The sequence below is a fragment of the Pleionea litopenaei genome (assembly GCF_031198435.1).
In the GTDB taxonomy this organism is placed as follows: Bacteria; Pseudomonadota; Gammaproteobacteria; order Enterobacterales; family Kangiellaceae; genus Pleionea; species Pleionea litopenaei.
Genome location: NZ_CP133548.1, coordinates 734,822 through 750,242, shown reverse-complemented (window position 1 = coordinate 750,242; position 15,421 = coordinate 734,822). Strand labels below are relative to the sequence as shown.

The window sequence follows — 15,421 nt, the reverse complement described above, 5'->3', positions numbered from 1 at the left end:
TTGTCTTTTGAGATGATATATTGCGCTGGTTTTAATTGGACATTTATATTGAGGGACATTATGAGAATTTATTTATTGCTAGTGGCAATGCTTTTCAGTTTCAAAGCAAGTTCGGAGGTTTATTCTTCCGGCGAGTACTTTTTGAACTGTAACAATTGTAAATCAAACTATGATTTTCAAAATACCGCTAGAATACATTTTGAACAAAACTTTCCATTCGATGAGAATGCTATCACCAGTAATCAGTCGGCGCGTTACATTGTCGCGGATATAACAGCTAAAGCCTTTAAAACAGTCAATGTCGCGTGGCAGCGAAGAGCAAACTCTCGATTTGGAACAAGAACGGCTGGTTCGACCGTTGAGCTGGTCGTTACCATGCAGCCAAATTCGGTAATCGCCCAGAACTATTTCAATAGCTTCATTAATAATATTAATTGGTTTAATTCGAGCTTCGACTTTTCAGAATATGCAGGTAGTGGAGAGTCTATTGCAGGCTATTGGAACCGATTATATTTAAATTATTTAGCTCCCAACTGGATCGGTACGGCTCGTTTTGATCAAGTGGTTGAAAACCAAGTTAATGCAGAGCTAGATAGTATCTCTTTAAATGGCTTTCATTTTGTAGAGAATCCGGTCGCGGTTGAAGTTAAGTCTGAAGATAACTACTTTGTTAACTTGATCCGCGAACCAATGCGGAGTCAGCAACGTCGATGGAACGTTTTCTTTGTGCAAAAAAATGGAAACTATTACGACGAGAATGGCAATCAGCTGCAAAAACTGAATTATCTTCCAAGTAATGCGTTTTGTTTGGCGTCGGGATTTGAAGAAGTTTGCCGTTCTATGACGGCATTTAATACGGGTTACGGGGGTATATTTGTGCGTAGCCAACTCTATCTTGCATCAAGCTGTAAAGAAGACCCTGACGGGTGTGCGCCTCCACCAGCAAATTGTTCGGTTGGTTCGACAGGGTGTCAGCCAAAGCCCGGTAGTGTCAACTGAGTAACCCGCTAGTGTCAACCAAGTAAAAAATGGTGTCGTATTAATTAAGCAGAAGGCTCGCTCAGAATTTAAGCGAGCCTTTTCTGTTACGGCTGTGGAGGATAGGCTACGTCTAATAAATATTGTAGCGGCTCATATCCACTCGTCATTTGCGCTCCAAACTCATCTTCATATCGAACTTGAATTTGATGATCGACATTTCCATCGGGAAGGGTCACTGAGTTTAAATCAATGGCTATTGCTTTAAAGCGTCCGTATTCTGGCGGTGCAAAAGGCGCGTTTAAAAACAAAGTTCTGTCGCCATGACCTAGCCAAGAAGCATCAATACGAAACCCTTCGCCATTCATACCTGTCTCAGCTTTCTGGAACAGTTTAAGGTTTAATCTTTTCCCATCAACGGTCACATTGGACGCATCTGCGAGTTTATTAGGCGTCATATCTTTAAAATTACCCAGTGCTTGCAGGATTTGTAGGCCATAAGATTCAGCTGGGTTGTTTAAATTGCTGGTTTGCTCAACGACGTGAAGCTTTAAGTCGAACGAAGTAGAGTCATTGATGGGACCATAAACATTCAGCTCAGCGGCGACTTGTTTATAAACCCAGGCGCCATTTACAATCGCACGATAGGTCGTAAATTCACTTGAAAAATTAGTGATGGTTAAATCAGTAGCATTTTCAAAGTCAAGGTCCATACGTTTGATCTGACCTTCATCGTTCCAAGAATCTTTCTCAACAATTACTCGAATAGATTTTAATTGGTTGAGATCAAGATTTGGATACGCTGACTGAGTATTCACGCCTAAGTTTTCAACTTGGTAGATAAAGGTTTCTGCTGCGCTATGTAAGCTCAAAGTAGAAGCAGCTAATAAAGCTCCAATGCTAAGTATTTTTTTCATAAAAAGTCCTTTATTAATTTTGGTTTGATAATGATGCGACAATTAACCTTACTGGGTATTTCTTACATTAATGTGTCCAATTCTAAAATTATGAACAGTATAGTTTTGGACAATGCAAAAATAGCTGGCTAATTATTTCGCGATACAGGAGTCTCAATATTTATCTACTTATTACGAAATATTTACATATATCTCATATGAAAAGTATTTGAGATTTTCGAGGTCTATAGAAGGAGAGAGTGATGCATTGAATTCGATAATATAAAAACAAGGCATCACAATTAGATTAGCAATGTATCTGTTCTTTCTTAGGTAAATGAATAATACCCTTAGGCAACATTTGAGACACTATCTTTTAGAGACAGTTTTCCTTCGAGTTTTAGTATTGCAATAACGTCTTGAACGATACTGATTAAGTTGCTGGCAAGTTTAATGAGTTTTGCAACGAGCGAAGCTCCCGCAGTAACGAACAAAGTAGCGACCGCGCAAATAAACTGCATAACCGCCAAGGTAATTTCATACCATTTAAGATTTGATAAGATTGACTTAACGACATTCTTAAATTGCAGGAATACATTGATTTTCTTGAAGGCTTCTATAAAGCATTGGACTTTCTCATTGGCATCAACGGCGTCTTTGATTCTCTTCATTTGATCAATAAACCTGCGCCAATAGCTAGCTTCTTTCTGCACAACTTTACCAACTTCAGATACTCTTTTTCCATCGGCTTTTGGCATCCAGATGCTAACAACGGTTGCGATAAATGATATTGAATGCCAAATAAGCATTGTCCATGCAATAATCATTTCAAAGCTGACCGCTAGTGGACTTCCTGCATCTTTGGTTGGAATGTGTAAAATATGTTCGTTGTTTATAAAATAATCGATGCCAGATTCGCATTCTTTTTCAGTCAAACTGAATGAATTTAAATTATGTTTAAGAAGTTTTGGGTCAATTTCTGATGTAAGAGCAGCGGTTAAGTTGTTTGAAAGTTCTTTTTTGAGCTTTTCTTTACTTATGGAAATCTCTTTAGCAAGCTCTGGATCTTTTGATGACTCAGTGATTGTCTTTTCAATAATATCTTCGAGAGACATAGTGTCGGTAATACCTGAAACACTGGCATCTTGTGCTGGAGCAGGTTGGTCATTAGCTAAAGTCGAAAATTCTTTTAAACTGGTCTTTGCTTTCGAGATGCTATTGTCCTCTGGAGTCATCTTTAGAAAACTTTGAACAGTCTTTAGGTCAAAAAAACTCTGATTGTAAAGTATGTTTGAAGATTCAAATTTGACGAGATTTGTCATGATCTTACTCCTTAAGTTTGTACTACAAATATCAAAAAGTGGATTTGTATTGATGGAACCTAATGACTTTGTTTCTTAGCAACAAAGTAAGCTCATAGTATGAAAACCCAAAATTTTTAACACTTACCTAAATGAATTATTCGCAATCTAATACTTTTGGGTGATGCTAAACTGCGATTTCATTGCTAGTGTTTACAAATCCTTTTAGTGCGTTATTGGCCTTAGGTCATATAGGGATACTAAGTGCTCGATATTTATGAGCTTTCCATTCCAGTAGTAAGGATATTTGAATACGCGATATTATTTGTCAGGAGATTCATTATGACTAATTTCAATCAAACCAAGTTAGGGCACCAGCTGAAACACAATGCACTACCCGATATGGCATTAAAAGACCTTTTACCGGGGGATGTCATCTTATCGAGGGGGATTTGTACAGGAAAAGGATTATGTATTTCCGATATTATAGTTGCTTTGGATGGCGGTGATTATTCTCATGCTGCAGTGTTTGACGGTAAGCATTTTGTTCAAGCAACGACAAAAGGTGTAGTGGCTAGTGAACCAGTAAGACAAATAGAGCATCAAAGTTACCTCCATGTTTATCGATTTTTAGACAGTGAAGGTAATCCGTTGGATGTCAGTTTACCGTCATTACCGGTCACGAATGCTTCTCATACGATGCTTGGAATGCCATATGCTTATGATGAATTGGTTCTGGTCGCGATGTTGGTGATTATGAGAAAGGTTACATCAATCAGTCTGTTGAAAGATATTATTGAACTTTTTGGTGGTGTAGCGCTTACTAAACTTAGAGAGTGGTATGAAAAACACATAAAGCACAGCGAATCGAGATCGGTGATATGTTCTGAGGTCGTTGCTCAAAGTTTTTGGGATGCTAGCGATGGAAATGGAAAGCCCTACGGTCTAGAAATTGAAGTGATAGGTCGCCACCGAAGCGGGAATGAGCTTCCTCAGAACTTGCCGCTAGATTGCGAACAGTTTCTAGATAACTTAGAGGATTTTATGGCGGAAGAAAACCCTTTGTTTTATCAGGCTAACCAGTTACTAGTTGAGCAAATGACAATGAAGGGAATGCCTTCTGTGAAGCAAACCGTAATAGCAGGTAGCCGTCTTTTACCTGCAAATTGTGTATCACCATGCGATCTACAACGTTGCCAAACGCTGCACTTTGTCGGTAACTATGTTGATTAATCGACTCCCAAGGTTTCAAGTAAATGAGTAAGTTTAGCGACCGCTTCAGGTTTAGCGCCTTTTAACATTAACTTGAGACCTTCCGTGTTAAATGTTGGGCAGGCTGCTTTAAATTTTTGAGTAGCCTCAATAGCTTTTTCTTTTTCGTGAAGAGACGAGTAAGATGCTATAAGCGCAATATGCGGAATCGCTGAGTGACTGCCAAATGAAAGAGACTCTCCAGCGTAACTAATGGCTTTAGAATACTCACCTTTGGCATAAAAGGTCATAGCCAATGCAGCATAATAGCTCCACCTTTCGGGGTCTCTAGGATTCATTCTTAGTGCTAAGTTGAGGTGTTTAATAGCGGAAGTGTAATCTTCAGCCATACCGCTTAATTGCCCAAGTAAACTATGAGCCCGAGGTAGACTCGGATTTAGCTCAAGGGCTCTAACCAATGATTGATAAGCTACCATCATTTGCCCTTTAGCAATTTGTGATAGGGCAAAGGCTAGATGGCCCTCTGCGAATAATGGGTCTAGCCTAATTGATTGCTTTGCATCCGCTTCAATGTCATCAACTTTTATTTCATCAGGCTCGCACCATTGTTCAAAAAACAGTTGGTAATTAGCCATTGCCCGAGCATAAAAAAGCAATGCCCAGGTAGGCTGCTGCTCGAGGCAGGTTTCAAATCTATGTAACGCTGCCAGACAATGCTTTTTCTCTCTTTGATTTAAATACCATAAGCCTTTCATAGCGTGATGCCAGATATCGCCAGTAATAGGAGGGGTAGATAAAGCTTGATCTTCAGTAATTTGAATATTAATGCTGCTGGCAATAGACGTCGAGATCTTCTGTAAAGTTGAAACGATATCATCGACATGAAAATTTAATATTTCTCGCCAAATCGGTTGTTTATCTATGCACCGTATGAACTCGATATTGAGCTTGATTGCGTCATCTTGCCAGCGAACGGATCCCGTTATTAAATAATCGCAATGAAGCTTTTCTATAACATCGTCTAGTAAGTCCTCATGCGAATAGCGACGACTTGAGCGAAAACTAATGACATTAAATAATCTAGAAGAAGATAAACGTATCAACAGATCTTCCGAAATACTTTCACCAATATGTTCAAAGAAAGCTTCTTGCGACCTATTTTCTAGTGCTAGTGCAGCAACCACTGGCATAGATAAGGTGATAGGCTGTATGGTTTCTAAATAGTCGTCTGTAGTTAAAACTTTTTGACCTTGTTCTATATCGTGTAGTTCTTTGTAAGCAAATGCCGCCTCAGTTCGGTTTTCAACCTCTAATGAGCGCATTAGTGAGCTGACATGTACTTTGACGGTATTCAGTGAAATATCAAGGAGGTTAGCAATTTCCTTGTTACTCAAGCCTTTCGATAAAAGTTTTAAAATTTCTAGTTGTCGTAATGTTAAATCATTAAGAGTTCCCATTTCGATGATATCCTTGTACTAGAACAACAACTTTCTAACTCTAATTTTAAATGTAGAATAGTTCTTTCATAATTCTAGCGATGGTTTCTTCTGTCAGTTCTGTTTCATTAAGGCAATTCTGAACTTCTTTTAACAGTTTGGCTTTTCCATACACACCATATTTTTCTTTGTGCCTTAATTTAGATAAATCGTATTTTATATTCTTTATCACTTTATCTAGTTTTTTCTCTGCTTTGTCACTTTCAGATTCTTTAATCTTTTTTATACCTAGCTCGTTTAAGTGCTGCGATACAATCAACTTTGCATGCTTTGTAATTTCTTTCCGTTTTAAGAAGTCTTTAATCATTTAATTACCCTAATTCAATTTTACAAGGAACCCGCCATTTACGAGGTTCGCTAATATATTTACTAAAGTTTGAGGGTCCACATTTAACTTACTAACCCAATGTGATAACGGCTTAGGATTACTTCGGTTAAAGCCTAGTGCATCGAGAAGCATAGTAATCCAATCGTACTGCTCTGGAATTACAATACGACTCAATTCTTTTTTCTTAATAATAGAATGAGCACGGTATTACCGTCTTCTTCTGATAGTGGGTTTACGATCTCACAGTGCTCAGGTATTGCCACTATAGAATCCATGCTCCACTGATTTTGAAAGTCAGTCTCGTTTCCTTTTTTCAATTGGTCAATCGTTGAAGACCATTGGTCAACACTAATTTCAGGATAAATGGGTTGCTGCGCACTTCGGGTTGTTTTAACAAATGACTCTGTTCGTTTTATAAAGTCTTCAAATATTACCAATGACATAATTTCAATGAGTTGCCAAGCGCAGCCACTGCTCTCTGGATTATTCTGTTGTGACTGCTCAAATAGATTTCTGAGAGATGACTGTGAAAAATAACTTTTATTGGATACTAAGTATTTCTCTTCAAACTCATCATACACATTCTTACAGATGAGTTTGGCGACTTGATCGATGGATGTATTGTCGTCAGATAAGAAAAAAGGAACCTTTGCATGGTCATCTGGATAGAAGTTCATTAATTCTTTAACGGTCTTTCTTATTAGTGTTTTGTTCCAAAACAGACTTTCATGGAATTCACTGGGTACCGTCGATAGAAACTCGACTAAGCGATGATCTAAGTAAGGAACTCTTGATTCAATACCGTGAAAAGAACTTGTTCGATCTTCGTGCCAAAGATTGAAGTGTTGTAGCTGGTAACATAAAGCATGCATTTTTTTCTTGTAGGCATTTGTAATCGATAAATCATCTGGTATAGCGTCGATAAGATCTTGAAAGCGCTCTGGAACATGGTGCTGGTGTATTTGTCGCTCTTTCAATGATGGTGCAACTTCACCGCTTATATATTCTTCCCAATTTTGCCATGGAGAAGTGAGTGTTCTCGAATATCCACCTGCAAACTCATCGGCACCTTGTCCCAATAAAATGACTTTTAGCTCAGGTACAATATTCTTTGCTGCTCGGTGCAATTCTGATTTGTAATACCACTCTAAATCAAATCTAGGAGACTCCATTACATGAATCATGCGTTCTAATTCATAAAGATTAAAACGTTCAATCATTTCCGTTCGATCGAATAGAATAGGGTGAAAATTGATATTCAGTTTATCACATACGAGTTTAGCATTATCAACATCACCGGAACGACATGTATTGGATTCGACGACTGTAAAACAATGAATGTCTGGATTTTGCTCTACGGCAAGTGCTGCTAAGATCGACGAGTCTAATCCGCCACTTAAGAAAATACCCACCGGAACATCTGACATTAATCGATAATTAACCGATTGTTTAAGCAACGCTAAATATTGTTGCTCAATTTCATTCTCGTTAAGTTGTTGCTCTTTATCTTCGGTCAAATACGCTTTGATATTCCAAAACGGTGTTATTTCGATTTTCATGTCTTGAGCAATTTCAACATAATGACCGGCGGGAAAATGCCTGACACCCTCTACGTAAGTCGGGATTATTTCATTATCTTGTAAGCCGATGACTTGACTGTCTTGCCAATTGATAGTTTTTGATACGTCTGGGTGAATTAATAATGCTTTTAACTCAGATGAGAAATGGAATCCCTTGTCATGAGAACTGTAATACAGTGGCTTGATTCCCAGTCTATCTCTAGCCAAAGTAAGTGTTTGCGAGTGACTGTCATAAATACAAACCGCAAACATGCCATTGAGCTTGCTGAAAGCTTCAGGCCCCAGCTTTTTATAAAGATGAAGAACGATTTCAGAATCAGATTGTGTAGCAAAGTTGATCGTCGGAAAATACTGTTCTTTTAGTTCTTTGTGATTGTAAATTTCGCCGTTGACGGCAACCCAATAGCGACCTTCAGAGTCCCATATTGGCTGAGCTCCACCGCTTAGATCGACAATGGACAAGCGCCTAAAGACAAATGACAAAGAGGAATCTTGATAAATATTTTCATCATCAGGACCACGGTTCTCTAACATTGACCCCATCGATTTAAGTACGTCGAGACTACAGTAATTGGGTTGATTAAAATTCAAACAGCCAGAAAATCCGCACACGGTTAACGCTCCAAAAAATCAATAATTCAGTCCTGCAACATCAAGTATCTCTTGATAATCAGGGGTTTGCAACATTATTACGGAATCTCAAGGGAGTAAACGTTAACTTTAAATGTCTGATTATCGCTGGTTTTTAGAGAGGTTTGTCGCCTGCAGTCCAATATCTGTCGCAAATGCAATATCAGAATAGTGCTATGTGTATTAGTCTTTAAACGTCCAGCCAGATAGGCGCTTACTTGGTCACTCACGACTAGCGCATTGTGGCACACATGCTGCAATTGCTTTTCTCTTTGGTTAGTCCACACCCAGTGGGTGGTCAAGTAAGGGACATTGTTTGAGTTACAGTTGAATCGCGAATGGCTCAATTTGTTTACGCCCATCAGCGCTAGTTCTTGGCGGAGCCAGTCAGGTACTCGTTAAGCCAGTATTTTCGATAGATTTGGTAGCATTCGCTTAGTGTTAATAGCTGTTAAGAATACCTCATATCAGTTTCAGTGCCTCGTAAGAGGCACTTAATCTCCACATTAGTTCTCTCAAAGCTGTTTTGATCGGTTATAATCTCCCTTTTGTTTATCAACCGGAATGCCTTGATTATGTCATCTCAGCTACCCCCATGCCCTAAGTGCCAATCTCCGTACGCTTACGAAGACCGAAATGTTTTAATTTGTCCCGAATGCGGTCACGAGTGGGACCCAAATGTATTGGAAGAAGCGTCGGAATTTGTCGTGAAAGACAGTAATGGGAATCTATTAGCAGAGGGTGACAAAGTGACTCTGATTAAAGACCTCAAGGTCAAAGGAACATCAACGACCTTGAAGGTAGGTACAAAAGCCACGATTAAAAGACTTGTCGATGGCGATCATGATCTTGACTGTAAAGTCGATGGTGCGGGAAATATGATGTTAAAGTCAGAGTTCGTGAAGAAAGCCTGAGTTAAACTTGTTTTCGATTGAATGAAAAATCAGCGCGGAGTTTAAACCCGCGCCTTCAAAGAGTTAGATTGAATCATAAGATTGGTTAATTAAACATTACGCCAGATCCAGTCATCAATGACCTGAATAGCCGTTTTGAACCAGGAGTCAGTTTTTTCTGCATTAAACTGTATTTTCTTTATGGCTTCACGGTCTAGCCATTGACCACTTTTAACAATAGCGAATGGGCTTTTTACGGTCTGCAAATTATTTAATGGATTTTCATCGAGTATTATGAGATCCGCAATACTACTCTCAATTATTACACCTTGATGTTCTTGTACACCCAAAGCAACGGCTGAGTTATAAGTCGCCATTTTTATTATGTCTAAGGGTGCCAGCCCTGACTCAGTTAATAGTTCAATTTCTCTAATACCTGCGGGACCAGCAAGGGTATACATGGTTCCTCCGTCGGATCCCAAAACCATAGGCACATCATTTTCATGCAGTAAATATACAACTTGCTTAAGGAAGTCTAGCTCACGTTTATTGTAGTCTCCGTGGGCTTCTGAGGCGTTTAGCCACCTTGCAATGGTATGAGTTTCTTTTAAGTCTAAATAAAATGGATTATGCAGATTTTTATTGAATTGCTTTATATATTCATGTTTGTTGCGGCTCAACTGAGTCAAGTGATCAAAGGTAGCGAGTGTAGGAGTGACTGGTACATTCAGTTGTTTTAAGCGCTTTGCGACATCCGATGCTTTGTCGATGTCAAATTCATAGTTTAATGGTCCTTGAAAGATGTCTTCTACGTGCTCCAATGACTGTAAGCCTTTCAAATAGTCCCAATTTGAACCCTCGACCGGGTGAGGGGCATGCTTTGCTATCGGCATATTTAATCGGCTCGCTTCTTTAGCTATGGTTTCATACACGTCTTTATTGACGTAGCCATACACCTTGATTAGGTCAAAACCTTTTTCGTGAACAAATTGAACGAACTTTTTTGCTTGGCTCGACGTGGTAATGATTTGGTTTAGTATATGACCACTTTTGCCATTGATGATTGGTGAGCTGACGAAGAGGTTGCTGCCCAACCAAGTTTGTCTTTTAAGTTGATTTTTCCAGGCTAGGTGTCGCTTTTGTCCACTAAGATCACGGACACTGGTAAAGCCATAAGACATTGCTAACGCCAGCTGTTGCGGATCTTGAATATGAACGTGCATATCAAAAAAGCCTGGAACAACGTATTTTCCTGATAGGTTAAGTCTTATATAGTTTTTATTGATCGGTGAACCTGCGGGTTTGATTTGGGTTATTCGGTCATGCTCGATCACAATTTGCTGGTTAGGAATTAATGCGCGGCTCGCATCTTCAGCGGTCACATCAATAACTGAAACCTGATCAAGTACAATAGGGATCTGATTAACTTTAGGAAGACTTCCGTTATAGCTGTAATTGAAATAACTTGCGACCAAGAAAAAAAGCAAGGTTATTGCAAAAATACCAAGGCAAAGATATAGGCCTGACTTATAAAGTAATAAACCAATGAACGTTTTCGGGTATCGTGATTTGATGTTAGCCATTGTCGATTCTCCACAATTTATCGATGGGTAGAGAATGGCTTAAAGACCGCGAGTCGCCGTCCTAAATCATGATATCACCCTAATGAAATCATGATATTACCCTTATGAAGTTATCATTTAGGCCAATAATAGAGTTAGTTCGGCTTGGCAATTGAGTCGATAAAGGCTTTTGGCGTTGTTCCACTAAGCCGTTTGAAGACTTGGTTAAAGCTCGATTTAGAGTTAAAACCATGCTCGAGAGCAATGTCGAGTAGGTTTATATTGGCACTGTCTCGTTGGTTTAATTCCTGTTTTATTGCGTTGATTCTGAATAAATTGATGTAATCGTTGAAGTTTTGATTCGCTGTTCGATTAATGGCAATGGATATGTCTCGTGTGAGAAAGCCTGTGGCGTTCGCAACGTCTGCGAGTGAAAGTCTTGGCTTTAAATAGAGTCGTTCAGCAACAATGGTCTTTTCAATTTCTTGGAATAGTGTTTGGTAGTGGCTTTTGTCAGTGTTTGTAGTGCCAACTTGTCCATCAGCCTCTTGTATCTGAACACTATGTTTGTATTCCTTTGAATGGAGTTCGGTCTTTGTTGAATGATCAGTTAACCCGGAATAATAACTTGGCTGTTTGAGTGCTTTTACCAGCAAATAGCTATAGACCAATAATCCCATAACGGTACCAATCAGTTGTCCATTGGTATTGGTTGCGGCTGTTATATAAGGCTGTAGGTTTAACCGAGTAAGATCATAGATCGCGAGAATTGCGAGGGTAAATAGCACGGCTCGGACCCAATTGAGGGTTAAGTCGATAGCGTCTGAGCGATGGTTCTCGGTAGTTGTTTGGTAAAACTTAATCAGTTTAGCGGCATAGTAGAGGTAGATAATTTGACTGACTGTTGCAACCGCGATTATCCACTGAGGCCAAGCCGTTAAAAGTATTGAGACGATCGATGGTATCAGATGTAGCCAATATCCTTTAGGTAAGTTTGGCGCAGTTGATACCATTGTGTAGACCACCAAATAATATAATGGCCCTTTGAGCAGTAGTAAGGCTGGCGTCACTAGCCATATCTTTTTTAGCGGACCTATTTCTTCGAGTAAATTTAAGAACATTGAAAGAATGATAAAAACTGAGAACAAAGTGAGCCCCAGAAAGCGTCTTTTAGGCACAAGAAGTGCAATGCCTAAAACAGAGGCATAAATCAGTAGTATTTGAGCAAGATTAACTAGGTTTCCAGGCATTGTGCATTGCTTTATCGTCTAATACTTTAGAAAGTGTAACTAAGATCTACAACGAAACCAATGACTTGCTAAAGGATCTTAGTATTTTAGTCTAGCTTTACTCAGTATCGGCATCATCTGTTGGTATTTTTAACAACACAAGAGGGAGCAATCGATTACGCATTGAGTATCTCTTCATGTTATCTTGATTCAGCTATAGCATCGGCAAGAGCGATAGCACCAGCAAGGAAGTCGCCATGTTTTAAAAATGGCAGTTGTTGGCTAAATAAAAAGATAAAGGAGGGACTATGAAATATTTAGCCTATATAGTTTTCACGACATTGATAGTAAGTTGCGGAGGGAGTAGTAAGAATGATCCGCCTAATAACGGAATACCACCAATTCAAGTAGAAACTAACTGGGATATGATGATTTGGGACCAAGGAGAATGGGCATGAAATCTTTTTTATTATTTGTGAGTGTTGTTACTTTATTCAGTCATCAATTGAGTACTGCAAGTGAATTAACAATACCCAATACATTCCAGGCGAACACTCCGGCTAAAGCCTCGGAGGTCAATAACAACTTTTCAGCCACAGCAACGTCAGTGAACGATAATCATAATCGAATAACAACTTTAGAAGCTGCATTAACGGCATTGACGAATAGGGTGGAAGTCTTAGAAGCTCAACCGCAGAATAATTTTTCCATCAAATACGATGCCTATTATGCAACGGATTTATTTTTCGTTAGAAACGATGCCAACGGTACAATTATTATTCCATCTACATCTGGAAATCAAACGCCTGCAGAAACGGTAGAAACTAATTATCAGTACTATCCAATTCCTGGTCTTAATGAAATTAGCTTTAATGTTGATAACGACAATACGACTGTGGTTATTCGTGCGACAGGAGAGGCTTATCTTACAAGTTTTAGTGCCTTTAGTAGTTTAGACATCGCGATTCAAATCGATGGTACGACACCTGCATTAGGTGCTGTTGAGACGATTAGAATGGTTTCTGACGATAATCTATCGAGTGGCGGTACTAGTTGGGATGTGACACTTCCAACTCAACTCAATGCTGGAACGCATCAGTTTTCGGTTTTGATTCGTGGTACCAATCAGAATCAAAGTGAAATTACTATTGATGGACGTTCGATTGGTAGCTATGCGGGTAAAGTTAAGACAACCATTATGCAGATTAATGACGGTAATTAATGTGTTAAAAACCTGATATAAAACTCGAATATACTTGAGGGCCTAGTAAAAATGTCTTATATCGGTTGGCCCTTGAGTGTTCCATCAAAATTGCTCTTTAACGATTTAGTTTACATATCGCTATTCTTTTTTTTATAAAGTTTTTTTGCTGGCTAGATATTGCAATTCGATAGGCTAAGTTAAAGTGCTTCAATGCTGTTTTGAAGTTAGAAAACTTGAAGTAAAGACCGGCTAAGACAGTATGATAATGTCGATAGTCAGTCAAAACGTTTGAAAGTTGGTGAATTTGATTGATCGCATGTTCAAGGGCGTTTGGAAAAATATGGGTTGGTAACTCACTAAAGGCGACCCAATAATTTAGTTCAACGACAGGGTTGGTGGTTTGTGACCTAAGTTTTTGGTATAGAAAAACAATTTGTAGCCAGTCTGTTTCTTCAAATGACTTGGCTTGATTATGTAAGCTAGCAATGGCAGCTTGTATCGCAAACGGAGTTCCTTTACCTAGCTTTAATGCTTTTTCAGTCAAGTGATTGCCCTCGACAATAGCGTTTTGGTCCCATAGGCTTCGATTCTGCTCTTGTAATGTTAAGAGCTCCAGGTTTTCATCCGTTCTTGCGTCAGCTCTAGCATTGAGTTGTAGAAGAAGGGCGAGTAATCCAGTCGCCTCAGGTTCTTTCGGGCAGCATTTGTGCAATAAACGAGCTAAGTAGATTGCTTCTCGACAAAGACTACGATTGATTAAGGTATTTTCTCGAGTCGTAAAATATCCTTCATTAAAGAGTAAGTAGATAGTATTAAGCACTGCATGGATTCTTTCTTTCCAATAAGCAGGCTTTGGAACTTCATACACTATGCCTGAAGAGGCGATTTTCTTTTTTGCTCTAACTAATCGCTGCTGCACATTTGACTCGCTTGTAACGAGTGCATTTGCAACGTCTAGATTGCTAAAATTCAGGACGTGCTTTAATGTCAGTGCCATTTGAGTCTTTTGCTCAAGTGCTGGGTGACAGCTAGTAAATATCAGTCGTAATAGATCATCTGGAAAACTCAAACGCAACGCAGATTCATTGAAGTCTTCTGTATAAATTAAACTGTCTTCTAGATCATAAGAGCTTTCAAGCGAAGAGTCATTTGAAATATTGGTTGTCTTTTGCTGATGACGTATCGTATCAATTGCACAGCGATAGGCTACGGTAATCAACCAAGCTGCTGCACTTCTAGGCATGTCTTTTTGCCATGACACTAAGGCTTTTTCGACGGCCAAATGTAAAGCATCTTCAGCGAGACTGATATCATTCAGTTTAGTGATTAATTTTGACAATACTTGAGGATAGGCGATTTTAATTGATGTATTAATAAAGGCACTATTGCCACTAACTTGTGCAGTTGCACTCTTGGTTTTTTGAACGGGTTTGTTTCGGATATTTAAGTCTTTCACACGAGATTATCCAGCCAACGGCTTCTGCTATCTAATTACTTTATACAAGGCTCTTACTGAATCCTATCAATCGAGAACATGTTTAAATTAAAAATGCAATTCAATTAAGAAAGTTATCCAATAAGAGCCAGCCACTTCATTCTATGGACTATTCAAACATCATAATAGGCCGCACTTCTATGCTTCCATATTGTGCACTCGGAATTCTAGAAGCCAGTTCGATAGCCTCATCCAATGATTGACACTCGAGTAAATAGTAACCACCGAGTTGCTCTTTGGTTTCTGCGAAAGGCCCATCATACAGTTCTTTTTGACCATTTCGAACGCGAACGGTCGTTGCCGTTGACGTTGGTTGCAGTGCATCACCAGCAACGAGGTTGCCTGAAGCCTTTACCGATTCGGTAAACTTCATATAGTCAGCAAAGAGAGCTTGGTTTTGCTCATCGGTATTACCATCTACGATAGACTCATCTTCGTATATCAAACATAAAAACTGCATCGCTTATTCCTTATATTTAGTTTAGTTACTTGATGTTTAGGAGGTGTTAGTAGGGTTAGCTATTGCTAGATAGTTGATGAAAGCCGCCAATATTTTGATTCGGCTTATCTACTAACGTGAGACTAAGTTTTAACACTCCCTTTAACTAGACGTTTAT

The 15,421-nt window shown here is 39.1% G+C and carries 13 protein-coding genes; 4 read left to right on the top strand and 9 right to left on the bottom strand.

Features of this window, described 5'->3' with window-relative positions; genetic code table 11:
* Positions 1–60 precede the first annotated feature (60 nt).
* Positions 61–999 (top strand): hypothetical protein, encoded by a 939-nt coding sequence (locus Q9312_RS03240; RefSeq protein ID WP_309203111.1) that lies wholly within the window; start codon positions 61–63, stop codon positions 997–999.
* 86 nt (positions 1,000–1,085) lie between these two features.
* Here the strand turns inward: Q9312_RS03240 and Q9312_RS03235 are convergent, their stop codons facing one another.
* Positions 1,086–1,895: a hypothetical protein gene (locus Q9312_RS03235; protein ID WP_309203110.1), complete on the bottom strand. Its 810-nt coding sequence runs from the start codon at positions 1,893–1,895 to the stop codon at positions 1,086–1,088.
* 329 nt (positions 1,896–2,224) lie between these two features.
* Complete coding sequence (locus Q9312_RS03230; RefSeq protein WP_309203109.1) at positions 2,225–3,196, bottom strand: hypothetical protein; 972 nt, start codon at positions 3,194–3,196, stop codon at positions 2,225–2,227.
* 321 nt (positions 3,197–3,517) lie between these two features.
* Between Q9312_RS03230 and Q9312_RS03225 the strand changes: the two genes are divergently transcribed.
* Positions 3,518–4,408 carry a hypothetical protein gene (locus Q9312_RS03225; protein WP_309203108.1) on the top strand — a complete coding sequence of 297 codons (891 nt, stop codon included), beginning with the start codon at positions 3,518–3,520 and terminating at the stop codon, positions 4,406–4,408.
* Here Q9312_RS03225 and Q9312_RS03220 read toward each other — a convergent pair.
* The 3 genes from Q9312_RS03220 to asnB all read right to left on the bottom strand — a co-directional run bounded on the left by Q9312_RS03220 (position 4,405) and on the right by asnB (position 8,403).
* Positions 4,405–5,844 carry a LuxR C-terminal-related transcriptional regulator gene (locus Q9312_RS03220; protein WP_309203107.1) on the bottom strand — a complete coding sequence of 480 codons (1,440 nt, stop codon included), beginning with the start codon at positions 5,842–5,844 and terminating at the stop codon, positions 4,405–4,407. The genes Q9312_RS03225 and Q9312_RS03220 overlap by 4 nt on opposite strands.
* 46 nt (positions 5,845–5,890) lie before the next feature.
* Positions 5,891–6,190, bottom strand: coding sequence for a hypothetical protein (locus tag Q9312_RS03215; protein ID WP_309203106.1), 300 nt, complete (start codon positions 6,188–6,190; stop codon positions 5,891–5,893).
* A 191-nt stretch (positions 6,191–6,381) separates the two neighbouring features.
* The gene (gene asnB / locus Q9312_RS03210; RefSeq protein ID WP_309203105.1) at positions 6,382–8,403 is read right to left on the bottom strand and encodes an asparagine synthase (glutamine-hydrolyzing); all 2,022 of its coding nucleotides are present in this window, start codon (positions 8,401–8,403) and stop codon (positions 6,382–6,384) included.
* A gap of 593 nt (positions 8,404–8,996) precedes the next feature.
* Between asnB and Q9312_RS03205 the strand changes: the two genes are divergently transcribed.
* Positions 8,997–9,335 (top strand): zinc ribbon domain-containing protein YjdM, encoded by a 339-nt coding sequence (locus Q9312_RS03205; RefSeq protein ID WP_309203104.1) that lies wholly within the window; start codon positions 8,997–8,999, stop codon positions 9,333–9,335.
* An 89-nt stretch (positions 9,336–9,424) separates the two neighbouring features.
* Here Q9312_RS03205 and Q9312_RS03200 read toward each other — a convergent pair whose 3' ends face one another.
* On the bottom strand, positions 9,425–10,897 hold the full coding sequence (locus Q9312_RS03200; RefSeq protein ID WP_309203103.1) for an amidohydrolase family protein: 1,473 nt from the start codon (positions 10,895–10,897) through the stop codon (positions 9,425–9,427).
* A 134-nt stretch (positions 10,898–11,031) separates the two neighbouring features.
* The gene (locus Q9312_RS03195) at positions 11,032–12,126 is read right to left on the bottom strand and encodes a helix-turn-helix domain-containing protein (protein ID WP_309203102.1); all 1,095 of its coding nucleotides are present in this window, start codon (positions 12,124–12,126) and stop codon (positions 11,032–11,034) included.
* 433 nt (positions 12,127–12,559) lie between these two features.
* Here Q9312_RS03195 and Q9312_RS03190 point away from each other — a divergent pair, with 433 nt between their 5' ends.
* Entirely contained in the window at positions 12,560–13,327 is a 768-nt protein-coding gene (locus tag Q9312_RS03190) for a hypothetical protein (RefSeq protein ID WP_309203101.1), read from the top strand.
* 97 nt (positions 13,328–13,424) lie between these two features.
* On the opposite strand, the gene Q9312_RS03185 is transcribed toward Q9312_RS03190, so the two are convergent.
* Complete coding sequence (locus Q9312_RS03185) at positions 13,425–14,765, bottom strand: RNA polymerase sigma factor (protein ID WP_309203100.1); 1,341 nt, start codon at positions 14,763–14,765, stop codon at positions 13,425–13,427.
* Positions 14,766–14,913: 148 nt separating this feature from the next.
* Complete coding sequence (locus Q9312_RS03180) at positions 14,914–15,264, bottom strand: YciI family protein (protein ID WP_309203099.1); 351 nt, start codon at positions 15,262–15,264, stop codon at positions 14,914–14,916.
* Positions 15,265–15,421: the final 157 nt, after the last annotated feature.

Excerpts from the sequence above, each read along its gene's own strand:
- Q9312_RS03225 (WP_309203108.1), top strand. The coding sequence starts at position 3,518 with ATGACTAATTTCAATCAAACCAAGTTAGGGCACCAGCTGAAACACAAT.
- Q9312_RS03190 (WP_309203101.1), top strand. The coding sequence starts at position 12,560 with ATGAAATCTTTTTTATTATTTGTGAGTGTTGTTACTTTATTCAGTCAT.
- Q9312_RS03195 (WP_309203102.1), bottom strand. The coding sequence starts at position 12,126 with ATGCCTGGAAACCTAGTTAATCTTGCTCAAATACTACTGATTTATGCC.
- Q9312_RS03205 (WP_309203104.1), top strand. The coding sequence starts at position 8,997 with ATGTCATCTCAGCTACCCCCATGCCCTAAGTGCCAATCTCCGTACGCT.
- Q9312_RS03230 (WP_309203109.1), bottom strand. The coding sequence starts at position 3,196 with ATGACAAATCTCGTCAAATTTGAATCTTCAAACATACTTTACAATCAG.
- Q9312_RS03235 (WP_309203110.1), bottom strand. The coding sequence starts at position 1,895 with ATGAAAAAAATACTTAGCATTGGAGCTTTATTAGCTGCTTCTACTTTG.
- Q9312_RS03200 (WP_309203103.1), bottom strand. The coding sequence starts at position 10,897 with ATGGCTAACATCAAATCACGATACCCGAAAACGTTCATTGGTTTATTA.
- Q9312_RS03180 (WP_309203099.1), bottom strand. The coding sequence starts at position 15,264 with ATGCAGTTTTTATGTTTGATATACGAAGATGAGTCTATCGTAGATGGT.
- Q9312_RS03240 (WP_309203111.1), top strand. The coding sequence starts at position 61 with ATGAGAATTTATTTATTGCTAGTGGCAATGCTTTTCAGTTTCAAAGCA.
- Q9312_RS03220 (WP_309203107.1), bottom strand. The coding sequence starts at position 5,844 with ATGGGAACTCTTAATGATTTAACATTACGACAACTAGAAATTTTAAAA.
- Q9312_RS03215 (WP_309203106.1), bottom strand. The coding sequence starts at position 6,190 with ATGATTAAAGACTTCTTAAAACGGAAAGAAATTACAAAGCATGCAAAG.